This window comes from Marivita sp. (genome assembly GCF_022763305.1).
Classification (GTDB): domain Bacteria; phylum Pseudomonadota; class Alphaproteobacteria; order Rhodobacterales; family Rhodobacteraceae; genus Marivita.
On record NZ_JALEGT010000102.1, the window covers coordinates 13,613 to 34,296 of the forward strand.

At 62.5% G+C, this 20,684-nt stretch carries 22 protein-coding genes and 1 tRNA gene; 7 read left to right on the forward strand and 16 right to left on the reverse strand.

Going from position 1 to position 20,684, the window contains the following annotated elements; genetic code table 11:
• Positions 1 to 16: 16 nt before the first annotated feature.
• The 14 genes from MRY75_RS18120 to MRY75_RS18185 all read right to left on the reverse strand — a co-directional run bounded on the left by MRY75_RS18120 (position 17) and on the right by MRY75_RS18185 (position 11,779).
• The gene (locus MRY75_RS18120; RefSeq protein ID WP_292309410.1) at positions 17 to 892 is read right to left on the reverse strand and encodes an ABC transporter permease; all 876 of its coding nucleotides are present in this window, start codon (positions 890 to 892) and stop codon (positions 17 to 19) included.
• Positions 889 to 1,959 (reverse strand): ABC transporter permease, encoded by a 1,071-nt coding sequence (locus tag MRY75_RS18125; protein WP_292309411.1) that lies wholly within the window; start codon positions 1,957 to 1,959, stop codon positions 889 to 891. The genes MRY75_RS18120 and MRY75_RS18125 overlap by 4 nt, the downstream gene beginning before the upstream one ends.
• Positions 1,956 to 3,455 carry an ABC transporter ATP-binding protein gene (locus MRY75_RS18130; RefSeq protein WP_292309412.1) on the reverse strand — a complete coding sequence of 500 codons (1,500 nt, stop codon included), beginning with the start codon at positions 3,453 to 3,455 and terminating at the stop codon, positions 1,956 to 1,958. Before MRY75_RS18130 ends, MRY75_RS18125 begins: the two co-directional genes overlap by 4 nt.
• Entirely contained in the window at positions 3,452 to 4,546 is a 1,095-nt protein-coding gene (locus tag MRY75_RS18135; RefSeq protein WP_292309413.1) for a BMP family ABC transporter substrate-binding protein, read from the reverse strand. Before MRY75_RS18135 ends, MRY75_RS18130 begins: the two co-directional genes overlap by 4 nt.
• Positions 4,539 to 5,936: an amidohydrolase gene (locus tag MRY75_RS18140; protein ID WP_292309414.1), complete on the reverse strand. Its 1,398-nt coding sequence runs from the start codon at positions 5,934 to 5,936 to the stop codon at positions 4,539 to 4,541. Before MRY75_RS18140 ends, MRY75_RS18135 begins: the two co-directional genes overlap by 8 nt.
• Complete coding sequence (locus tag MRY75_RS18145) at positions 5,933 to 6,547, reverse strand: glutathione S-transferase N-terminal domain-containing protein (protein ID WP_292309415.1); 615 nt, start codon at positions 6,545 to 6,547, stop codon at positions 5,933 to 5,935. The genes MRY75_RS18140 and MRY75_RS18145 overlap by 4 nt, the downstream gene beginning before the upstream one ends.
• The gene (locus tag MRY75_RS18150) at positions 6,544 to 7,380 is read right to left on the reverse strand and encodes an aromatic ring-hydroxylating dioxygenase subunit alpha (RefSeq protein ID WP_292309416.1); all 837 of its coding nucleotides are present in this window, start codon (positions 7,378 to 7,380) and stop codon (positions 6,544 to 6,546) included. The genes MRY75_RS18145 and MRY75_RS18150 overlap by 4 nt, the downstream gene beginning before the upstream one ends.
• Positions 7,377 to 7,979, reverse strand: a complete 603-nt coding sequence (locus MRY75_RS18155; protein ID WP_292309417.1) for a Rieske (2Fe-2S) protein — start codon at positions 7,977 to 7,979, stop codon at positions 7,377 to 7,379. Before MRY75_RS18155 ends, MRY75_RS18150 begins: the two co-directional genes overlap by 4 nt.
• Before the next feature lie 138 nt (positions 7,980 to 8,117).
• Positions 8,118 to 8,369, reverse strand: coding sequence for an acylphosphatase (locus tag MRY75_RS18160; protein ID WP_292309418.1), 252 nt, complete (start codon positions 8,367 to 8,369; stop codon positions 8,118 to 8,120).
• Positions 8,370 to 8,390: 21 nt separating this feature from the next.
• Complete coding sequence (locus MRY75_RS18165) at positions 8,391 to 9,317, reverse strand: acetamidase/formamidase family protein (protein WP_292309419.1); 927 nt, start codon at positions 9,315 to 9,317, stop codon at positions 8,391 to 8,393.
• Positions 9,314 to 10,480, reverse strand: a complete 1,167-nt coding sequence (locus MRY75_RS18170) for a M20 aminoacylase family protein (protein ID WP_292309420.1) — start codon at positions 10,478 to 10,480, stop codon at positions 9,314 to 9,316. Before MRY75_RS18170 ends, MRY75_RS18165 begins: the two co-directional genes overlap by 4 nt.
• Positions 10,481 to 10,561: 81 nt before the next feature.
• Positions 10,562 to 10,646 (reverse strand) — tRNA-Leu (locus MRY75_RS18175).
• Positions 10,647 to 10,731: 85 nt separating this feature from the next.
• Positions 10,732 to 11,277, reverse strand: a complete 546-nt coding sequence (locus MRY75_RS18180; protein ID WP_292309421.1) for a tetratricopeptide repeat protein — start codon at positions 11,275 to 11,277, stop codon at positions 10,732 to 10,734.
• A gap of 31 nt (positions 11,278 to 11,308) precedes the next feature.
• The gene (locus MRY75_RS18185) at positions 11,309 to 11,779 is read right to left on the reverse strand and encodes an Lrp/AsnC ligand binding domain-containing protein (protein WP_292309422.1); all 471 of its coding nucleotides are present in this window, start codon (positions 11,777 to 11,779) and stop codon (positions 11,309 to 11,311) included.
• A 111-nt stretch (positions 11,780 to 11,890) separates the two neighbouring features.
• Between MRY75_RS18185 and putA the strand changes: the two genes are divergently transcribed.
• The 4 genes from putA (at position 11,891) to ettA (ending at position 18,218) form a co-directional block, all read left to right on the forward strand.
• On the forward strand, positions 11,891 to 15,313 hold the full coding sequence (gene putA, locus MRY75_RS18190; protein ID WP_292309423.1) for a bifunctional proline dehydrogenase/L-glutamate gamma-semialdehyde dehydrogenase PutA: 3,423 nt from the start codon (positions 11,891 to 11,893) through the stop codon (positions 15,311 to 15,313).
• Between the two features lie 31 nt (positions 15,314 to 15,344).
• Entirely contained in the window at positions 15,345 to 16,088 is a 744-nt protein-coding gene (locus MRY75_RS18195; protein WP_292309424.1) for a rhomboid family intramembrane serine protease, read from the forward strand.
• Positions 16,085 to 16,453, forward strand: a complete 369-nt coding sequence (locus MRY75_RS18200) for a GFA family protein (RefSeq protein WP_292309425.1) — start codon at positions 16,085 to 16,087, stop codon at positions 16,451 to 16,453. Before MRY75_RS18195 ends, MRY75_RS18200 begins: the two co-directional genes overlap by 4 nt.
• A gap of 109 nt (positions 16,454 to 16,562) precedes the next feature.
• On the forward strand, positions 16,563 to 18,218 hold the full coding sequence (ettA, locus tag MRY75_RS18205; RefSeq protein ID WP_292309426.1) for an energy-dependent translational throttle protein EttA: 1,656 nt from the start codon (positions 16,563 to 16,565) through the stop codon (positions 18,216 to 18,218).
• A gap of 81 nt (positions 18,219 to 18,299) precedes the next feature.
• Here the strand turns inward: ettA and MRY75_RS18210 are convergent, their stop codons facing one another.
• Positions 18,300 to 18,722 carry a thioredoxin domain-containing protein gene (locus tag MRY75_RS18210; RefSeq protein WP_292309427.1) on the reverse strand — a complete coding sequence of 141 codons (423 nt, stop codon included), beginning with the start codon at positions 18,720 to 18,722 and terminating at the stop codon, positions 18,300 to 18,302.
• A gap of 247 nt (positions 18,723 to 18,969) precedes the next feature.
• Here MRY75_RS18210 and MRY75_RS18215 point away from each other — a divergent pair, with 247 nt between their 5' ends.
• From MRY75_RS18215 to MRY75_RS18225, 3 genes are all read left to right on the forward strand, one after another.
• Positions 18,970 to 19,176, forward strand: coding sequence for a cold-shock protein (locus tag MRY75_RS18215; protein ID WP_292309428.1), 207 nt, complete (start codon positions 18,970 to 18,972; stop codon positions 19,174 to 19,176).
• A 249-nt stretch (positions 19,177 to 19,425) separates the two neighbouring features.
• The gene (locus MRY75_RS18220) at positions 19,426 to 19,986 is read left to right on the forward strand and encodes a L,D-transpeptidase (RefSeq protein ID WP_292309429.1); all 561 of its coding nucleotides are present in this window, start codon (positions 19,426 to 19,428) and stop codon (positions 19,984 to 19,986) included.
• Between the two features lie 137 nt (positions 19,987 to 20,123).
• Positions 20,124 to 20,300: a hypothetical protein gene (locus MRY75_RS18225; RefSeq protein WP_292309430.1), complete on the forward strand. Its 177-nt coding sequence runs from the start codon at positions 20,124 to 20,126 to the stop codon at positions 20,298 to 20,300.
• A gap of 53 nt (positions 20,301 to 20,353) precedes the next feature.
• On the opposite strand, the gene MRY75_RS18230 is transcribed toward MRY75_RS18225, so the two are convergent.
• Positions 20,354 to 20,617 carry a hypothetical protein gene (locus tag MRY75_RS18230; RefSeq protein ID WP_292309431.1) on the reverse strand — a complete coding sequence of 88 codons (264 nt, stop codon included), beginning with the start codon at positions 20,615 to 20,617 and terminating at the stop codon, positions 20,354 to 20,356.
• Between the last annotated feature and the right edge of the window lie 67 nt (positions 20,618 to 20,684).

Genomic DNA, 20,684 nt, shown 5'->3' on the forward strand with positions numbered 1-20,684 from the left:
ACACCCGCGATGGTTATCAGATCAGCCCCGACCTGCGTCTCGAGATCACGACGAGCATCAGGATCGTTACGAGATATGGCAGGCTCGACAGGACCTGCGAGGGCAGGCCGACACCCATCGCCTGCGCGGTGAGCTCGCCCAGCGACAGGATACCGAAGAGCAGCGCCCCAAAGGCGACGCGCCCGGTCTGCCATGTCCCGAACACCACCAGCGCCAGCGCGATCCAGCCCCGCCCGGCGATCATGCCATCCGCCCAGAGCGGCGTGTAGACGGTCGAGGCATAGGCGCCCGCCAACCCGCACATCGCGCCGCCGAAGGCCACGGCGCAGAGCCGGATGAGAACCACCGGGTAACCGATGGACCGCGCAGCATCTGCATTTTCGCCCACAGCCGCGATGATGAGACCCAGCTTGGTGCGGTTCAGCACCCACCAGAGCGCAATCGTGCCTAACACTGCCAACCAGACAACGATATCCTGCGTCAGCAGCGTCGGCCCGATCAGCGGGATGTCGGACAGAACTGGAATGTCGATCTTCGGCAAGCCACTGATGGTCCGGCTTTCGTACGACTTGCCAAAGAGCGCCGACAGCCCGAGGCCCAGCACCCCGATGGCGAGGCCCGAGGCCACCTCATTGGCCTTGACGCCGATCACGAGGATCGCAAACAGCATCGCAACCGCCGTGCTGATCAGTGCTGCTGCGGCAAAACCCAGAACATGCGAACCGGTATGGAAGACGCAGATGAACGCAATTGCGGCCCCGATCGCCATCATGCCTTCCAGACCGAGATTGAGCAGCCCGGTCTTTTCCACAACCATCTCACCCAGTGCCGCCAACAGAAGCGGCAGGGATGCAGCAAGCGTGCCCGCCAGCAGAAACTCCAGACCGCTCATGCCGGCACCTTGCGGTCAAACTCGATGCGGAAGCGGATCAGAGTGAAGGTCATCAGGTAGAAGAAGAGCAGCAAGCCCTGGAACACCTCGACCGCCGCCACCGGCAATCCGGCAGAGACAGTGGCACTGTCGCCGCCGATATAGATCACCGAAATCAGGAAGCTTGACGCGATGATCCCGAGCGGGTTCAGCCCGCCGACATAGGCGACGATGATCGCCGCGTAGCCGTAGCCGGACGTGACAGAGCGTTGGAGTTGACCAAGCGGCCCGGCAACCTCGCTCGCACCGGCGATGCCCGCCGCGAGACCACCCAGTCCCAAACCCAGCCAGACCATCTTCGGTGCGGAAAACCCGGCATAAAGGGCGGCGCGCGGCGCGAGGCCCGCGGTCCGCAACTGGTAGCCCCGGAAATGGTGCTGCATCATCAGGTAGGCAAAGACGCTCGCCAGCAGCGCGAAAATCAGAGAAATGTTGGTGCGCGTCCCGTCGAACAGGATCGGCAACATCGCATTGTCGGGGAACATGACCGTCTGCGGGAAATTGAACCCGCGCGGGTCTTTCCACGGCCCCAGCAGCAGGTAGTTCAGGATCTGCACTGCGATCAGCGCCATCATCAGTGTGACAAGGATCTCCGACGCGCCGAACCGCGTGCGCAAGGCTGCGGCAATCAACGCATAGACCGTCCCCCCCAAAGCGCCGAACGCGATCATCGCGGGCAGCATCATCGGGAAATCCCCGTCCGGGTAATAGACCGGCAGGGCGGAGGCGCAGAGCGCGCCGACAATGAACTGCCCCTCGGCCCCGATGTTGAACACATTGGCCCGGAAGCCGATGGCCAGCCCCTGCGCGATCAGGAGGAGTGGCGCCATTTTCAGAAGCACTTCGGAAAAGCTGTACCAACTCAGGAACGGCTTGAGGAGCAGCGCATGCAACGCCGCACCAGCGTCTTTGCCCAGCGCCGCGAACAGGATGAGGCTCGCAAGGCAGGTCAGGACCAGCGCCAACACCGGTGCCGTGAACATCGCAAGGCGCGAGGCGGAGTCGCGGCGGATCAGTCGGAGTTTCACGTCGCAGCCCCAATCATGTAGCGCCCGATTTCCTGCGGGCTTGTCTCTGCCGCGTCCAGAGCGGGCGACAGATGCCCTTTGTGCAGCACATGCAATTTGCTGCAGATCTCGAACAATTCGTCCATTTCCTCGGAAATCACGAGGATCGCACAGCCCTGATCGCGCATGTCCAGCAAACGCCTGCGGATCGCGGTCGCGGCTCCGATGTCGACACCCCATGTGGGTTGAGACACGAGCATCACGTCCGGGTTCAGCATGATCTCGCGGCCCAGAATGAATTTCTGCAGATTGCCACCCGACATCGCGCCCGCCTCGGCATCCGGTCCCGGGGTGCGCACATCGAACGCGTCGATGCACTCGCGGGTAAAGGCGCGCTCCACGCTGCGTCGGATGAATCCGCGCGACAGCATTCTGCGACTGTGGGCGGTCAGAAGGCTGTTGTCCGCCAGTGACATCTCGGGCACAGCCCCGCGCCCAAGCCGTTCCTCGGGCACAAAGGCAAAGCCCAGCTTGCGCCGCGCCATCGGGCCAAGGTGCCCGACCTTCTTGCCCGTGATCTCGATCATGCCGGGTTCCTGCGCGCGGGTCTCACCGGAAATCAGCGCCGCCAGTTCCTGCTGTCCGTTGCCGGATATCCCCGCGATCCCGACGATCTCACCACTGCGCAGCTTGAGGTCGATGCCCTCGAGCGTCGTCCCGAACCGGCTGGCGCGTGGGTGGCTCAGCGCATTGAGCCGCAGCCGCTCTTCCCCCGGCGGACGCGGCGCGGCATGCGCTACGTTCGGCATCTCGCGCCCGATCATCAACTGCGCCAGCGACCGCGCATCATGTTCGCGCGGGTCGACCCGGCCCGTCACCTCACCGCCGCGCAGAACGCTCGCGGTGTCGCAGAGTTCGCGGATCTCATCGAGCTTGTGCGAGATGAACAGGATCGCCATCCCCTCGGCCTGCAGCTTGCGCAGAGTCTCGAACAGGCGGCGCACGCTTTGCGGCGGCAGGACCGAGGTCGGCTCATCCAGGATCAACAGCTTGGGATTGAGCAGCAGGCAGCGGATGATCTCCACCCGCTGGCGTTCGCCCACCGACAGCCGATGCACCATCGCGTGCGGATCGACGGACAGGCCGAACTGGTCCCCGAGGTCGGCGATCTGCTGCGCCAGTTCCGCCGGTTTGCCGGGGATCATCAGCGACACGTTCTGCACGACGCTCAGCGTCTCGAAGAGCGAGAAATGCTGGAACACCATCCCGATGCCCAGCGCCTGCGCGTCGGACGGCCGGGCAAGATGTACCTCCTGCCCGTTCCAGTAGACATGCCCCGCATCCGGCTGCTCGACGCCGTAGATGAGCTTCATCAGGGTGGATTTGCCCGCCCCGTTTTCACCCAGAACGGCATGGATCGACCCCGAATGCACCTCGAGGTCGATCTCTTTGTTGGCCTGAACGGTGCCGTAGCGCTTGGAGACCTTCGCAAGCCTCAGCAGCGCAGGCTGGCTCACGACGGCAGCGGCGTGGTCACGCCCGCAACATGCCAATCCATGCCGATGATCTCGCCATCGGTCATCGCCACGCCATCCGCCACACGCTCGGTGCCCGCCTGATCGGTCAGCGGGCCTTTGAAGACGACGAAATCACCGGTTGCGATTTCCGCCTGCTTGGCCTCGATCTGGGCGACCATGTCGGCCGGGATGTCCGGGTTCCAGTCGGCGGTGAAGACCACATCGTCTTCCATACCAAGCCAATAGTTGGCGCTCGGGAAATTCCCGGCGACATGACCATCGACCAGACGCTTGAAATGCGGACCCCAATCGGTGCCGACGACGCCAAGATACTTGGTCGGCGCATAGCTCTTCATCGACGAGTTGAGGTTGTAGGCATAGACCCCCGCCTCTTCCGCCACAGCGATCACCGACGGCGTGTCCTGCGCGTTCGAGAAGAGGATGTCCACATCCTGCGAAATCAGCGCCTTGGCGGCTTCCTGTTCCGACGCGGGGTCGAACCAGCTGTTCACCCAGACGACGCTCATGGTGATTTCGGGATCAACCGACAACGCGCCCAGCATGAAGGCGTTGATCGAGGTGATCAGTTCCGGGATCGCAAACGCGCCAACGCAGCCGATCTTCTTGGTTTTGGTGAGCGACGCGGCGGCCATGCCCATCAGGTAGGTGCCCTGCCAGTATTTGGCAGTGAAGGGGGCAAAGTTCGGCTCGACCATGAAGCCCGAGGCGTGGATGATCGACACATCGCGGTTGCGCTTGGCGATCTGGATGCCGCCGTTCTGGTAGCCAAAGGAGCCAAGCAGGAGGACTTTGTTGCCTTCGGACACCAGCCCGTTGGCGATGCGGTCAGCATCCGGGCCTTCCATGATGTTCTCGAGAACGGTCACTTCGAGCTTGTCGCCATAGGCTTCCTTGACTGTATTCACGCCTTCCATCAGCGTGTGCGACCAGCCTACATCGGCGACTGGCGAGGGCAGCACGACGCCCATCTTGAGAACGTCCTGCGCATGGGCGCGCATCGGCAGCGCAAGGGCGGTTGTGGCGGCCAGTGAGCCCTTCAGAAAACTGCGGCGTTTGAGTGTGTCAGACATGGTCATCCCCGTTGGTTGTGTTTGGCAGAATGGTGTGAAGTGTCTCTTCGGCGGCGTCGAACAGCGCGCCTTCGTCGATCCCCGGAAACGCGCCTTTGTGCCAGACGATGCGGCCGTTGATCATGGTAAGGTCCGTGGGCGCGCCAACCCCGACCTTGGCCAGAAGGCTGATCGGATCGTGGCGCGTGCCCACGAAATCAAGCTTGCGGGTGTCGATGGCGAACAGATCCGCCGCCATGCCGGGCCGCAATGCGCCGATGTCGCTGCGCCCAAGCAGCGAAGCCCCGCCTTCGGTCGCGTAGTGCAGGAACCGTCCGGGCACCGGCACGCCGTCCTGCCGGGTCGAAGCAACGAGGCATTGCAGCATGTAGCCGGAATGGATGCAGTGCATCAGGTTCGAATTGTCGTTCGACGCCGCCCCGTCGCAACCGAGGCCCACCCGCACGCCCAGCGCGTCCATCGCCGGGATGTCGGTGACTTCGGCCCCGACGAGATAGACCGGCTCGGGGCAATGCGACACGCCGGTGCCAGAGGCCGCCAGCTTGGCCAGTTCTTCGCGGGTCAGTTCCCATCCATGGGCATAGAAGACGTCCGGCCCGGCGAAGCCGATCTCTTCGCAGTAATCGACAGTCCGCTTTCCGTGGACCTGTTCGATCACCGGGCTTTCGCCTTCGCCCACATGGCTGTGCAGGATCACGCCCTTGTCGCGGGCCAGCGCCACGGATTGCTCGAATGTCTCGCGGTAGCAGTTGACCGGTTGGCAGGGCGCAACCGCCACCTGCCGCATCGAGAACGGCGCCGGATCGTGGAACGCGTCGATGGCGCGTTCGCAGGCCCCGATGAATTCGTCGGTGGACTCCAGCATCTCGTCCGGGATCGTGCTTCCCTCAGATTTCGGCAGCGTGTTGCCCCCACGCCCAGCGTGAAAGCGCATACCCAAGAGTTCCGCCGCCTCGAATTGCCGGTCGATGATGTGCGACCCGGCATGGCGTGGGAAACAGTACTGGTGGTCGAACGCCGTGGTGCAGCCGTGTTTGATCAGCTCGGCCATCGCGACGACGGAGCTGTGGTAGAAACAGTCCTCGGTCAGGCGCGAGAAGATCGGATAGATGCGGTCAAGCCACTCGATAACCGAATAGCGCGTCCAGTCGAGTTCGGCCCGGTTGCGGACGAAGCACTGGAAGAAATGGTGATGCGTGTTGACGAGGCCGGGATAGATGAAATGCCCGGTGGCGTCGATGATGTCGGTCCCCTCGGGCGCTTGTAGTGATAGGTCCGGGCCAATCGCGGTGATTGCGCCGTTCTCACACAGGATGTCCTGGTGCCGCAGGACCGGAGCGCTGGCCGAGGTGACAATCGCCTCGCAGTTCTTGAGAAGGATCGCCGTCATGCCGGGTGCGCCAGTTCATGCAGTCGGTGGATGCCCGGCATTTCGATGAACCCCGGCAGGGACCGGATGGCGCGCATCCAAAGGCGTACAGATGGATACGGATCTAGGCTCACACCCCCATCCGGCGCCAGAGCGGTGTTGGGGAAGCAGGCGATGTCCGCGATGGTTGGTTTGGAACCGGTGAGGAAGATCAGCCCCTCAAAGCGCTGTTCCGTCAGATGCGCCTCAAGCTTGCGCAGCGCCATGACACCCGCCGCGCGGGCTTTGTCGATGTCGGCCTCGTAGCCGATCACGTCATGCAGACGGGCAAGACCGAGGCCGTCGTTCAGGTCAGATGCGAAGGCCAGCCAGCGGTCATCGTCGGCGCTCTGCCATTCCGGATGATCCGCCGTCAGGTGCCGCAGGATGTCGGCGCTGTCGGTCAGCACCGTGTCGCCATCTTGCAGGATCGGCAGCGTGCCCTTGGGGTTCAGCGCAAGCATCTCGGGCGACTTGTGTTCGCGGGCCGGGTGGAAATTCACCGCCCGCAGGGTCAGCGACTGACCCAGCAGCGCCGCCATCAGGCGGACCTTGTAGCAACTGGCGCTCAGGACGTAGTCGTAGAGGATCATGCCGCCACCAGTTGTGCGCCGTAAGTGTAGCCGATTTTCTTGAGCCAGCGGCGATAGGCGACCGAGGTCATGTCGGCCTGTGTCGGCACCTCCATCCCCGGATCGAGGGGCAGCTTGCGCGGCAACTGGTTTTCGAGGATCGAGCGGTCCTGCATGAAGATCAGTTGCTGGAAGCTGACCATCTCGGACATGGTCGACTCGTCATCATAGAGCGCCATCCATGGCCAGACCTCGCACCATTCGTCGGTCAGGGGCTGCACGAACAGCGTGATGATGTCCCACTCACCGGGGCGCGGCGGGCAGGTCTTGTAGAGCACCGAACAGGTCGGCGCGGGCACGCGGTACATGTATTCCGTAGTGATCCCGCCAGCCGCGGATTTCGCGGCTTGCGGTTGGTAGAACTTCACCTTGGTCGCCCAGACCTCGTCCACCTCTTCGCGGATCTTGACGTCGTAGCGGTCCACTTCGGTATGCGGCTCGGCGCCGAGGATGTCGGTGTGCACAAACGGGAAATGCGCGATGTCGAGGAAGTTCTCGACCGCCCGGAGCGGCGAGCATTTGACTTTGACCGACCCCACATCCACGAGGCGGCGTCCGGGGCTGTCAGCTTCGGGGATGGTGAAGAGATCGCGGTTCGGCTGGCCGGGGCTGGTCCAGAGATGGCCGAACCGTTCGACCGTGGGCAGCGCGGTTCCGGAGGCGTCCTTGACCCAGCACGCACCGCCATCCCGACCCAAAAAGATTTTTTTACCAAGCAGTAAAGTCTCGCGTGGCGCGTCGATGCCCGAGATCATGGCGACGGGATACCAGTGATTGTCGATGGCGGCATTCATGCCGGGACCCTTTCCAGAGTTGCGCGCAGCTCTTCGAGCCAGCGGGACACGGCACTGCGATCCGCGTCGGGCGCGGCGAGCGCGTGGATCATGCATTCGCCGTCCGTACACGGCTGTACGGCAAGCATAACATCGTAATCAGACACCACCGCGATCGTAGTGAAACCTGCCGCACCGAAATGCGCCGCGAGGTCCGGTGCCGACATGGACACGGGCAGCGACCTGACCGTCTGACGCCCTCCCAAAGCGGGCAACGGAGTGTCGGTTTCCGTCAACGACACCCAGATCACCCCACCGGCCTCGATACAGCGATAGGTCGGCACGCAGATCGTGTCAGGGGGTGTGAGTTTCGGATGGGCCGGGATGTAGTCACACGATCCCGCCTCATTGTATTGCCACCCGTGATAGATGCAGGCCAGAGTCTCGCCCCGGACAAACCCGTGCGAGAGGCGCATGCCACGATGGGGACAGCGGTCCGACCATGCATGGTAGTTTCCGCTGGGCGAGCACCAGACTGCCAGTTCGGTGTCAGCGATGCGGCTCGGGATGACGACGCCGGGCGGGACATCCTCTTTCAAACCAACAGCAATCCAGTTCATACTCACTCCGCCGAAGTCGGGCCGAGTAAGACAGACGGGCTCCGGTCGATCAATAAGACCGCCCTCTCAAGGCGCAGGAAAACCCGGATAATTGCACAAATATTGCACTAAGCGATGAAATTGTGATCGCACGGCCCGTCAGGCGCACGCAACGGTTGTGATGTCCATGGTGTCGACGAGCACACTTTCCGGTCCGAGACTCACACCAAGGGCCAGCGCCTGGAGCATTTCTTCGGGGCCTTGCGCCCTGACCTCCAACCCGTCGGGCACGTGCTGCGTCGTGACGTGATCAAGGCCCAGCTTGTGGGCGTGCCGGGCGATCCAGTTCGGAAAATCCGCACTCTGAACGTGACCAGTCAGGTGAATACGTGCAGACATTTTCTCGGACATCTGGATCGCCTCGGGCCTTGGTTAAGAAAGATGCGACTTGGCCATCATCATGTGAACACCTTTCGCGCGGTTCACGGTCTGGGTGATCCGCAAGTCCCCGGCCAGCGAGCAGAGCATATAGGCCTCGGCCCGGCTGATCCCGGCGCGGCCCGAGACCACGTCGATCATGCGGCGCAGCGCGATCTCGACGCAGACATCCAGATCGGGATGCATCCCCATAGTGATGAGATGCGTCGGCGTTTCTGCCTCGGGATAGGTCATGTCGAGGTCGCGGCGCACGGTCAGTCGGAACCGGCCCTGCAACGCGGTTTCGATAGCGGTGACGCAGACTTCGCCATCGCCCTGTGCGCCGTGCCCGTCCCCACAGGAGAACAGCGCGCCTTCGGTGTGAACCGGCAGGTAGAGCGTCGTCCCTGCAACCAGTTCCTTGTTGTCCAGATTGCCGCCGTGCGCGCGTGGTTCGATGGTCGAAATCCGCCCCCATTCCCGCGGCGGGGCAACTGCCATGACACCGAAGAACGGGGCAAGCGGCAGCTTCAACCCCCAAGGCAAAGTCGCCTCGTTCGCATCGGCATCAAGGCGCAGGGTCATACCCTGACGTTCGGGGAAGTCGAGCGGCAGGGTGCCGGACAGCGGGCGGATGAAGGTGAACCCCCAATCCTGACGCAGCTGGATGTCGAGGATGTCCACCTGCAGAACGTCCCCCGGCATCGCGCCGTCCACGGCAACGGGACCGGTCAGGATATGGCCCGGCACCTGCGGCACGCCGGTTTCGTGGATCGCCAGCAGTTCGGGCGGGACGTGATAGCCTGCGCCCGGCAGCACTTCGGGCCCGCCAGAAACCGTGTAGATCGTGACCTCGGCACCGCTGTCTACAGTGGCGACCGGAGTCAGCGTGGCATCGAAAAAGCCCCAGTGACAGGTTTTTGGTCCGGCTTCGATGATCATACAGGAAGCCTCTGTTCAGCCAGCGTCACCCAGTAGGAACAGCCTGTCGGGATGACCTCGTCGTTGAAATCGTATTGCGGATGGTGAAGCCCCGGTCCCGGCCCGATCCCCAACTGGATATAGGCGCCCGGGCAGGCTTGCAGCATATAGGCGAAATCCTCGCCCCCCGTCGTGCGGGGCGCGTCGGTGATGCAATCGCCCGCCACGTCGCGGGCGGCGCTGATGCAATGCTCGGTTTCCGTTTCATGGTTGGACATCACCGGATACGGCTCTTCGTCAAAGCCCAGTTCGGCCGTTGCGCCATAGCTCTGCGCCGTCAGCTCCGCGATGGCCCCGATCCGCTCCAGCGTCTTGGCGCGCACCTCCATGTCAAAGCTGCGCACCGTGCCGCGCAGGACGGCGTGTTCGGGGATCACGTTGAAGGCTTCGGATTCGGTGCGGAAGGAGGTGACGGAGACCACCACCGCCTGCTGCGGGTCGGTGTTGCGCGACACGACGGATTGCAGTGCCATCACGATGGCGGATGCGGCGAGTGTCGTGTCCACCGTGTTGTTGGGTCGTGCGGCATGCCCGCCCTTGCCGCGCACATTGATATGGAAACTGTCGACGGCGGCATAGAAGGCCCCCGGACGGATCGCGAATTGCCCAAGTGGCAGAAGCGGCGAATTGTGCAGCCCGTAGATCTCGGAAATGCCGAACCGGTCGATCAGGCCGTCCTGCACCATTGCCTCGGCCCCGGCCCCGCCTTCTTCGGCGGGCTGAAAGACAATGGCGACCGTGCCGTCGAAATTGCGGGTCTCCGCAAGGTACTGCGCGGCCCCGAGCAGCATCGCAGTGTGCCCGTCATGCCCGCAGGCATGCATCTTGCCCGGCGTTTTCGAAGCATGCGCCGCGCCTGTGGCTTCGAAGATTGGAAGGGCATCCATGTCGGCGCGAAAGGCGATGGTCTTGCCCGACCGGTTCGACTTTCCTTTTATCAGCGCCACAACCCCGGTGCGCCCGACCCCTTCGACCACGCTGTCACAGCCAAAGGCGCGCAGCTTGTCCGCCACGATCCCGGCGGTGCGCGGCAGATCGTATTGCAGCTCCGGATGCTCGTGCAGATCACGGCGCCAGGCGGTGATTTCGGGGTGCAATTCGGCAAAACGATTGCGGATGGGCATAAAGTCTCCGGTGCCTGATGTGGGTGAATGTCCATATCAGACCCGATATCTGCCAGGGTGGCAAACGGGAAAATCTGAGCGTGGTACGGGCGGTGGGACTCGAACCCACACGGCACAGGGCCTTCGGATTTTAAGTCCGATATGTCTACCATTCCATCACGCCCGCAACGGGCTATCCCTAGCCGGGCGCGGGGACGAAAACAATGGCTTGACGACAGCTTGGCTGCACTCCTGCGACACCTGATCCGGGGTCAGAGCTTTTCGCCCTCCGGCTCCTTGATCAGGAACCGTTCGCCCAGCCAGGGATTCAGGGCCACGGCATCCTTCAGGACGGGTTGTGCCTCGTCCTCGCGCCCCAGCGCGATCAGCGTCAACGCCTTGCCGGTGAGCGCACCGGTGTGGCGTGGATTCAACGCGATGGCCTGGTCAAGGTCGGGCAAGGCAGCGGGGTAGTCCCCGCGCAGGTAATTCACGAAAGCCCGTTGATTGTAGCCTTCGGCATAGAATGGACAGTACGAGACAAGCGTGTCGAGCCGGTCCGTCGCGCGCAGATAATCCCCGATGCGCATCGCGCGGAGCGCCTCGTCAAGCATCGATTGCGAAGGTTCGTCGGGTGCGTCGAGCCATAACTCCCACATCTGGTTCGAAAAGGTGCGCGCGATCATCTCGTTCGGGGCGCGCTGCACCTCGGCGTAAAGACTGTCCAGCGCTGCCTCGTGGTCGGGAGCGACGGGACAGCCGTCTGCCGACGCACCGGAGGCCGCCAAAACAGCGAGGAGGGACACCAGATACCGCATGCCTGCATTAGGACCGGCGACACCGCCTCGGTCAAGTCACGTTCCCGAAACTCTCTTCCTTGACCGCCTGCATGGCGACATAGGTCGAGGTCGCGGCGACGTGCGGCAGGGTGGAGATCTTTTCGGCCAGAACCTGACGATAGCTGCGCATGTTCGCGGTCCGCACCTTGAGCAGGTAGTCGAAATTGCCCGCGATCAGATGCGCCTGTTCGATCTCGGGGATCTTCGCAACCGCCTCGTTGAACGCGGCAAGGGCGGCTTCGCGTGTCTGGGTCATCTTCACTTCGACAAAGGCGATGTGATCGAGCCCAAGCCGGATCGGATCGAGAAGGGCCCTGTAGCCCTGGATTGCGCCCATTTCCTCGAGCCGCCGGAGGCGCGCCTGAGTGGGGGATTTCGACAGACCGATCCGTCGGGACAACTCGGTGATCGACACGCGGCCGTCCCGGGCCATTTCCTGAAGGATGGCCCTGTCGAATCTGTCGAGGTCAGAAATAATCAAATTGCCCGCCTTCCCTGCAAAAATCAGTGCGTTCGTCACGCCAAATGCCGATAATCCGGCAGTTGCCCTGCAACATCGGCGGTATCTTAGGGGATATGACTGGAGATCGCCATGCCCCGTGACGAGCAACGCACCCTGCGCCCCCTGATCGACGAGACCACCTATGCCGACGAAGCCCGTGTCGTCGCCGCCTTGCGCGACGCCGCCCGCCTGAGCGCGTCGGACCGCCAGAGCATCACCGCTGCGGCCACCCGGCTTGTTACCGCGATCCGAGAGGATTCGCGCCCCGGCCTGATGGAAGTCTTTCTGAGCGAGTACGGTCTGTCGACCGAAGAAGGCATCGCGCTCATGTGTCTGGCGGAAGCGCTGCTGCGCGTGCCGGATGCCGCCACCATCGACGCTCTGATCGAGGACAAGATCGCTCCGTCGAACTGGGCAAGCCATCTGGGCGAAAGCACCTCTCCGCTGGTGAACGCCTCCACCTGGGCGCTGATGCTGACCGGGAAAGTGCTCAAGGACGAGCGACCCGGCCCTGTGGGGCACCTGCGGGGTGCCATCAAGCGTCTGGGCGAACCGGTGATCCGGTCGGCTGTCGGACGTGCAATGAAGGAAATGGGCGCACAATTCGTGCTGGGCGAAACCATCCAATCCGCGATGAAGCGCGCAGCGAAGATGGAAGCCAAGGGCTACACCTATTCCTACGACATGCTGGGCGAGGCTGCGCGCACGGAAACGGACGCGCGCCGTTACCATCTGTCCTATTCCCGGGCCATCAGTGCGATTGCGGAAGCGGCCAAGTCGAAGGACATCCGCGAAAATCCTGGCATCTCGGTCAAGCTGTCGGCGCTGCATCCGCGCTACGAAGAGGCACAGCAGGACACCGTGATGAACGAGGTTGTGCCGCGCCTGCGCACGCTCGCGCAACTGGCGCGGTCGGCCGGAATCGGGCTGAATATCGACGCGGAAGAGGCCGACCGACTGTCCGTTTCGCTTGACGTGATCGAAACCGTGCTGTCGGAACCATCGCTAAAGGGCTGGGACGGATTTGGCGTGGTCGTGCAGGCCTACGGGCCACGTGCGGGGCATGTCATCGACTGGCTCTACAATCTGGCCGAACGGTTGGACCGCAAGATCATGGTGCGTCTGGTCAAGGGCGCCTATTGGGACACCGAGATCAAGCGCGCGCAGGTGGCGGGGCTTCCCGCGTTTCCGGTGTTTACGGCCAAGCACCACACCGACATCAGCTATATCGCCAATGCCCGCAAGCTGCTCAGCATGACGGACCGCATCTATCCGCAATTCGCCACGCATAACGCGCATACGGTGGCCGCGATCCTGCATATGGCCGCAGACCGAACGACCTTTGAATTCCAGCGTCTGCACGGAATGGGCGAGGCGCTGCATGACATCGTCAAGGATGCCGAAGGAACACGGTGTCGGATCTATGCCCCGGTCGGTGCCCATCGCGATCTGCTGGCCTATCTGGTGCGGCGGCTGCTGGAGAATGGCGCGAACAGCTCTTTCGTGAATCAGATCGTCGACACCGATGTGCCTGCGTCCGAAGTGGCCTCGGACCCGTTCGAGGTGCACGCGGTCCCCAACCTGCCCACCGGGCCGGAGTTGTTCGCCCCCGAGCGGCCGAACTCGAAGGGGTGGGACCTTACGCACCGACCGACCCGCAGCGAAATCGAAGCTGCGCGCAAACCTTTTTCCAATGTTCAATGGTCTGCCACGCCCTTGGTCGCGGTCGATGCCGAGACCGGAGAAACAAACCCGGTGAACAACCCCGCTCGCCCCGGCGACACAGTGGGATCGGTCACTTGGGCGACGTCCGGCACAGTCGCCGCCGCCTGCGCGGCAGCCCGGCCTTGGGCCGCATCGGCGGCAGAGCGTGCAACGGTCCTGAACAAGGCCGCCGACCTTTACGAGGCGCATTACGGCGAACTCTTTGCGCTACTCGCCCGAGAGGCGGGCAAATCGCTGCCCGACGCGGTGGCGGAACTGCGCGAGGCAGTGGATTTCCTGCGCTATTACGCCGCCCGCGCGGAAGGGCCAGACCCGCAGGGCGTCTTCGCCTGCATCAGCCCGTGGAACTTCCCGTTGGCGATCTTCACCGGGCAAATCGCTGCCGGATTGGCGACCGGCAATGCCGTGCTGGCTAAACCCGCCGAACAGACGCCGCTGATCGCGCATCGTGCCGCGCAACTGCTGCACGAGGCGGGTGTACCTGCAACCGTACTGCAACTCTTGCCGGGTGCGGGCGATGTGGGGGCCGCGCTGACGTCGAACCCGGCGGTCAAAGGGGTTGCCTTCACAGGCTCGACCGAGACCGCGCAGATCATCCATCGCAGCATGGCGGAACATCTCGACCCCGGCGCGCCGTTGATCGCGGAAACCGGCGGGCTCAACGCAATGATCGTCGACAGCACCGCGCTGCCGGAACAGGCGGTGCAGGCGATCGTCGAATCCGCGTTCCAATCCGCCGGTCAGCGCTGCTCGGCGCTGCGCTGTCTTTATGTGCAGGAAGACATTGCCGACAGCTTTGTGGAAATGCTGACCGGAGCGATGGACGCACTGGTGATTGGTGATCCGTGGACCTACGGCACCGATGTCGGCCCCGCCATCGATGCCGAGGCGCGCGACGGGATCATTACTTATGTCGATGCGGCCGAGGCCGAAGGTCGCGTTCTCCACCGCCTTCCCCTGCCCGGCGGTGGCACCTTCGTGCCGCCGACGCTGATCCGCGTGTCCGGAATTTCCGACCTCGAGCGTGAGATTTTTGGTCCTGTGCTGCATATCGCGACGTTCAAATCAAAAGACATCGACAAAGTGATCGACGCGATCAACGGCACGGGCTACGGCCTGACATTCGGTCTGCAAACCCGGATCGACGACCGGGTGCAGCATGTCTCGGAGCGAATCACAGCGGGCAATATCTATGTGAACCGCAACCAGATCGGTGCGATTGTCGGCAGCCAGCCGTTTGGCGGTGAAGGGCTGTCGGGCACGGGACCGAAGGCCGGTGGGCCGAACTATCTGGCACGGTTCCGAAGCCATCCGGCGACCACGGCGATCGGAGAGTGGTCCGGATCGGACAGCAAGGACCGTCTGGTCAAGGCGCTGGCCTCTGCCGGTGGCAAGACATCCCCGACCAAAACCACCCTGCCCGGCCGCACCGGAGAGTCGAACGTGCTGACTGCGAAAGCGCGAGGGCCAATTCTGTGTCTTGGACCGGGGACAGAGGCCGCCAATGCACAAGCCCGCGCCGTTGAGGCGTTGGGAGGAACGGCAGCCAAGGCCGAGGGTAGCATCGTGCCGAACTGGCTCGCCGATCTTGGTATGGAAGGGGCGATCTGGTGGGGAGATGACGACACGGCCCGCGCGCTGCGAGCGGCACTGGCCAGCCGGACGGGGCCGATCCTGCCCCTGATCACCGGGATGCCCGACAAAGGCCATGTCTGTCACGAACGGCATGTTTGCGTCGACACCACGGCCTCGGGCGGAAACGCACAACTGCTGAGCGGCGCGGCTTGACGCGCCGCCGCTTTGCGCCAACTGTCGCGGCATGTTTCCGATCCGCGATCACAACCCATCGGGCCGAACGCCCTTTGTCACCTACGCGCTGATCATCGCGAATGTGGGCATTTTCCTCAGCTACTGGCCGCTCATGCAGAGTGACCAGCAGATCATGCGCTTTTACTTCGACTACGCTCTGATCCCGGCGCTGGTGAGCGAAGGTCAGGGGTTCAGCGGGTTCCTGACCTCCATGTTCCTGCATGGCGGCTGGATGCACCTGATCGGAAACATGCTGTTCCTGTTCATCTTCGGCGACAACATGGAAGACGAGATGGGCCATGTCGGCTTTACGCTTTTCTATCTTGTCGCCGGGCTGGGTGCCGGGTTCATCCACTATATCAGCGCGCCCGGATCGCCGGTGCCCACGGTGGGTGCGTCCGGGGCCATCGCCGGGGTCATGGGCGGCTATCTCCTTCTCTTTCCAAAGGCGAAAGTCGACATCCTGATCATCATTGTCATCATTTTCCGCATCATCCCGATCCCGGCCTGGATCATGCTGGGGCTGTGGTTCGCAATGCAGATTTTCGGCGGGTTCGGCACAGCGGCGGACGAAGGAGGCGTCGCCTACTGGGCGCATGTCGGTGGCTTTGTCATTGGTCTGCTGCTGACCGTACCGATTTGGCTGCGTCTGGGCGGTCCACAGTTCTGGTCACGGACAGAAGGCCATCCGCCCCATCCCGAAGCCAAGTACAGGCTGTCCAGCACGCGAATCCCGCAAGTGCGCCGAAAATGAAGGAGCGGCGCACAGTCACCTGCCATTGCGGTGCAGTCGAATTGGCCGTTCTTCTGAAAGACGGGCTTGGCGCAGCGCGGCGGTGTGACTGTTCCTATTGCCGCCGGCGGGGGACCCCGACTGCCAGCGTGGCGCGCGCGGATCTTCAGATCGTCAAAGGTGCTGAGAACCTGACGCTCTACACATTCGGCACGCACACGGCGAAACACTATTTCTGCCGGACCTGCGGAATATACACGCATCACCAGCGTCGCTCCGATCCCGAAGAATACGGCGTGAACATGGGGTGTATCGAGGGCGTGAACCCCAAGGATTACGAACCAATCGGCTGGCATGACGGCGTGAATCACCCTTCGGATCAATGATCCGCAGAGGCTAGACGCCAAATCCAAACAAAGCCTGAAGACGCGCGATTGCACGGACCTGCCTGCGCGTGTATCCCTCGGCAAAACCGAAATTCAAAGGAACGCGATCATGGCCTCCTACCAGTTTGTCTACCACATGAGCGGGGTCTCCAAGACCTATCCCGGCGGCAAGAAGACGTTCGAAAACATCCACCTGAATTTCCTGCCCGGCGTGAAGATCGGTGTGGTCGGCGTCAACGGCGCAGGTAAATCGACACTGCTCAAGATCATGGCCGGTCTCGACACCGATTTCTCGGGCGAAGCCTGGGCTGCCGAGGGCGCCAAGGTGGGTTACCTGCCGCAGGAGCCGCAGCTCGACCCGGCTTTGACGGTCCGCGAGAACGTGATGCTGGGTGTTGCCGGCAAGAAAGCGAAACTCGACCGTTTCAACGAACTGGCAATGAACTACAGCGACGACACCGCTGATGAAATGGCCGCGCTGCAGGATGAGATCGACGCAAACAACCTGTGGGATCTGGACAGCCAGATCGACGTCGCGATGGAAGCCCTGCGTTGTCCGCCGGATGATGCGGATGTGACCACGCTGTCGGGCGGTGAAAAGCGCCGCGTGGCACTGTGCAAGCTGCTGCTCGAAGCGCCGGACATGCTGCTGCTCGACGAACCGACCAACCACCTCGATGCGGAAACGATCGCGTGGCTACAGAACCACCTGATCGAGTACAAAGGCACGATCCTGATCGTCACCCACGACCGCTATTTCCTCGATGACATCACCGGCTGGATCCTCGAACTCGACCGCGGTCGCGGCATTCCTTATGAGGGCAATTATTCCAGCTGGCTGGAACAGAAGGCCAAGCGGCTTGAGCAGGAAGCGCGCGAGGACAAGGCCAAGCAGAAAACGCTGGAGCGCGAACTTGCATGGATGCGGCAGGGCCAGAAAGCCCGTCAGGCCAAATCCAAGGCGCGTATTCAGGCCTATGAAGAGATGGCGGGACAGTCCGAACGCGAACGCGTTGGCCGGGCGCAGATCATCATTCCGAACGGGCCCCGGCTTGGCGGAAAGGTCATTGAAGTCAATGGCTTGAAAAAGGCGATGGGCGACAAGCTCCTGATCGAGGACCTGACCTTCAGCCTGCCGCCCGGTGGCATTGTCGGCGTGATCGGCCCCAACGGCGCGGGTAAATCGACGCTGTTCAAGATGCTCACCGGACAGGAAAAGCCGGATGCGGGTGACGTGTCCTACGGGGACACCGTGCAACTGGCCTATGTTGACCAGTCGCGCGATGATCTGAACCCGAACGACACCGTCTGGGAGGCGATTTCGGGCGGGGCCGAGATCATCAAGCTGGGCGACGCCGAGGTCAATTCCCGCGCCTATTGCGGGTCCTTCAACTTCAAGGGAGGCGACCAGCAGAAGAAGGTCGGCCTGCTGTCGGGTGGCGAACGCAACCGCGTGCACATGGCGCGTCTGCTCAAGGAGGGCGGGAACGTCCTTCTGCTCGACGAACCGACCAACGATCTCGACGTCGAAACGCTCCGCGCTCTGGAAGACGCCATCGAAGATTTCGCCGGCTGCGCCGTGGTCATCAGCCACGACCGTTTCTTCCTCGACCGTCTGTGTACGCATATCCTCGCCTTCGAGGGAGATGCCCATGTCGAATGGTTCGAGGGCAACTTCGAGGACTATGAGGAAGACAAGAAGCGGCGCTTGGGCGCGGATGCGCTTGAGCCGAAGCGGGTGAAGTTCAAGAAGTTCGTGCGGTAATTTCCCGGTGCAAAATCGGTCGGGCTTTTGCCCGGCCGCCCCGCAACTGGATCACGGAATGTACGTTGGTGTGGAGGCTCCTCAGCCCACCCATCCAACAATCTGATCAGACCGCATCGCGCCTGACTGCCGCGCGCTTTCGCGGCCGCCGACGAAGCGGATCATCGTCGGAATGCCGCGGATGCCGTAGGTCTGGCCGGATTGCGGGAAGTCCTCGGTGTTGAGCTTGACCAGTCGCGCGCGGGCGCGCAGGGTGCCGGCGGCCTTGGAAAACTCCGGTCCCATCATCTTGCACGGCCCGCACCACGGCGCCCAGAAATCGACCACGAGAGGCACCTCGTCATTGCGCGCCGCTTTCTGGAGCGTGGTCCAGTCGATCTCGACCGCCTTGCCGGGCATCAGCGCCGCGCCGCAGGTGCCGCATTTGGGGCCTGCATCCAGACGATCCTCCGGCACGCGATTGATCTGACCGCAGTCGAGACAGGTTATTTTCTTGCCGGACATGGGACGTGCTCCAAAACATGCGGACATCGACATATGATCAAAGTGACCTATGGGCAAGTCCTTGCCGAGCCCTGCTCTCCAAAGAGATTCCCCTTGTCTGAACTGCGTCAACCTGTCATAGGAGCGGTGCTAACGATCTTCTACTCGACCTTCTGTTTTCCGACACCGGCACGCAGCTCTCGATCCAGACGTGACTTTGCCGGGTTGCCGCATACTGCGGGCAACGGACAACACAAGGATACTTCACATGGCCACTGGCACAGTGAAATGGTTCAACACCACCAAAGGCTACGGCTTCATCGCTCCCGATGGCGGTTCCAAAGACGTTTTCGTCCACATCTCTGCTGTCGAGCGTTCGGGCCTCACCGGTCTGCGTGACGACCAGAAGGTAAGCTTCGACATCGAAGCCGGCCGTGACGGCCGCGAAAGCGCGATCAATCTCGCCCTCGCATAAGCCAAAGCGAATCTCGACGCGGCGCCGTCCGAAGCTCAGGGCTTCGGGCGGCGTTTTCATGTCCGCCCCCGGCTTGCTTGCCGCCTCAGACGCGCGCTGACGCGAAGTTTCGTGTCCTTTATGCCGCAATTCCCCAGGAGCGATGCGCAGGATCCGTGCAATGACGCTTGTTTTCGCCCATTGCGCTGGCAACATCCGATCCGGGATGTCGAATTTGCGCATTCAGAACAACAAGGAACCGTGCTGCCCATGTTTTCCAGACGTCATTTCCTGGCTGCCACCGCTGCAGGACTGGCCGCCCCGAGCATTGCAACCTCCCAAGGTTTTCAGATCGACCCGATCTATCGCCCGCAGAACGTGCGTATCAAAAGCGATGTGGGTCCCGGCCAGATCCTGATCCTGCCGCGCGCGCATTTCCTCTACCACGTGACCCAGCCGGGTGTCGCGCGCCGATATGGCGTGGGCGTCGGTCGTGCCGGGCTTGAATTCACCGGCACCGCCGAGATCGCGGTCAAGAAGGAATGGCCGACCTGGCGTCCGACCGACGAGATGATCGAGCGCGAGCCCAAGACCTATGCCAAGTTCGTCGACAACGATTACGTCCAGCCGGGCGGGCCGGGCAATCCGCTTGGCGCGCGCGCGCTCTATCTGTTCCAGAACGGTCGGGACACGTTCTTCCGGATTCACGGGACGACTGCGCCGCGGTCCATCGGCCAGTCCGTGTCGAACGGTTGCATCCGCATGCTGAACGAACATGTCGAGGACCTGTATGATCGCGTGCCGATCGGCACCGTCGTGACTGTCCTCTGACCTGAACCCTTCGATCGGAGGCGGTTTCTGCACCCGCCTCCGGTTTGCCCCTCTGCTGCCATAAATCGTGCGTTTTTCCCGACCATTCACCGGTTGTTAGGGAATGACGCGCAAGCTGACGACGACAGGTGATCACAATGGCAGCAGTAACTCTGATCGCAGGAAGCATTCTGGGCTGGATCGCAGCAGCCCTGGCGCTTGTCGCCGGCGCGTTGGCGTCTACTGCGATGCTGGTGTTTCTTGCCACCAGTCTCGTTTTTTCTGCCATCGTCATCATGGCAGCTGCGCTTCGACCGACGACCGAAGCGCACTGAATTTCTAACTCTGACCGACCGCCGCGCGAAAACCCGCCGATCGCGACCGCGTGTTACAGCAGGACGTGGATCACAAGCAGGTTCGGGATGATGAACAGGGCCGCAATGCAAAACAGCTTGGCCGCGTGGGACGCCGTCTTGAACAGCGAATTTTCCTCGAGCGCATCACCGTAAGCCATCGCGGCGAACATCAAGGCACCGGATTGTCCGTTTTCGATCAGACGGTTACGCTCGATTTCCGCGCGAGCCTCGGCATAGCGCTTGTCCAGCATTTGTTGTTCGGCTTTCGCGGCAACGCGTACGTCCATGCCTGACATGATCACTCTCCCTGAAGTCTAAGACCGACTAAAGATGGTGCATCCACGGCCCAAGGCAACCCGCATT

Excerpts from the sequence above, each read along its gene's own strand:
- MRY75_RS18120 (WP_292309410.1), bottom strand. The coding sequence starts at position 892 with ATGAGCGGTCTGGAGTTTCTGCTGGCGGGCACGCTTGCTGCATCCCTG.
- MRY75_RS18135 (WP_292309413.1), bottom strand. The coding sequence starts at position 4,546 with ATGTCTGACACACTCAAACGCCGCAGTTTTCTGAAGGGCTCACTGGCC.
- MRY75_RS18140 (WP_292309414.1), bottom strand. The coding sequence starts at position 5,936 with ATGACGGCGATCCTTCTCAAGAACTGCGAGGCGATTGTCACCTCGGCC.
- MRY75_RS18145 (WP_292309415.1), bottom strand. The coding sequence starts at position 6,547 with ATGATCCTCTACGACTACGTCCTGAGCGCCAGTTGCTACAAGGTCCGC.
- MRY75_RS18150 (WP_292309416.1), bottom strand. The coding sequence starts at position 7,380 with ATGAATGCCGCCATCGACAATCACTGGTATCCCGTCGCCATGATCTCG.
- MRY75_RS18155 (WP_292309417.1), bottom strand. The coding sequence starts at position 7,979 with ATGAACTGGATTGCTGTTGGTTTGAAAGAGGATGTCCCGCCCGGCGTC.
- MRY75_RS18160 (WP_292309418.1), bottom strand. The coding sequence starts at position 8,369 with ATGTCCGAGAAAATGTCTGCACGTATTCACCTGACTGGTCACGTTCAG.
- MRY75_RS18165 (WP_292309419.1), bottom strand. The coding sequence starts at position 9,317 with ATGATCATCGAAGCCGGACCAAAAACCTGTCACTGGGGCTTTTTCGAT.
- MRY75_RS18170 (WP_292309420.1), bottom strand. The coding sequence starts at position 10,480 with ATGCCCATCCGCAATCGTTTTGCCGAATTGCACCCCGAAATCACCGCC.
- MRY75_RS18180 (WP_292309421.1), bottom strand. The coding sequence starts at position 11,277 with ATGCGGTATCTGGTGTCCCTCCTCGCTGTTTTGGCGGCCTCCGGTGCG.
- putA (WP_292309423.1), top strand. The coding sequence starts at position 11,891 with ATGCCCCGTGACGAGCAACGCACCCTGCGCCCCCTGATCGACGAGACC.
- MRY75_RS18195 (WP_292309424.1), top strand. The coding sequence starts at position 15,345 with ATGTTTCCGATCCGCGATCACAACCCATCGGGCCGAACGCCCTTTGTC.
- MRY75_RS18200 (WP_292309425.1), top strand. The coding sequence starts at position 16,085 with ATGAAGGAGCGGCGCACAGTCACCTGCCATTGCGGTGCAGTCGAATTG.
- ettA (WP_292309426.1), top strand. The coding sequence starts at position 16,563 with ATGGCCTCCTACCAGTTTGTCTACCACATGAGCGGGGTCTCCAAGACC.
- MRY75_RS18210 (WP_292309427.1), bottom strand. The coding sequence starts at position 18,722 with ATGTCCGGCAAGAAAATAACCTGTCTCGACTGCGGTCAGATCAATCGC.
- MRY75_RS18215 (WP_292309428.1), top strand. The coding sequence starts at position 18,970 with ATGGCCACTGGCACAGTGAAATGGTTCAACACCACCAAAGGCTACGGC.
- MRY75_RS18220 (WP_292309429.1), top strand. The coding sequence starts at position 19,426 with ATGTTTTCCAGACGTCATTTCCTGGCTGCCACCGCTGCAGGACTGGCC.
- MRY75_RS18225 (WP_292309430.1), top strand. The coding sequence starts at position 20,124 with ATGGCAGCAGTAACTCTGATCGCAGGAAGCATTCTGGGCTGGATCGCA.
- MRY75_RS18230 (WP_292309431.1), bottom strand. The coding sequence starts at position 20,617 with ATGTCAGGCATGGACGTACGCGTTGCCGCGAAAGCCGAACAACAAATG.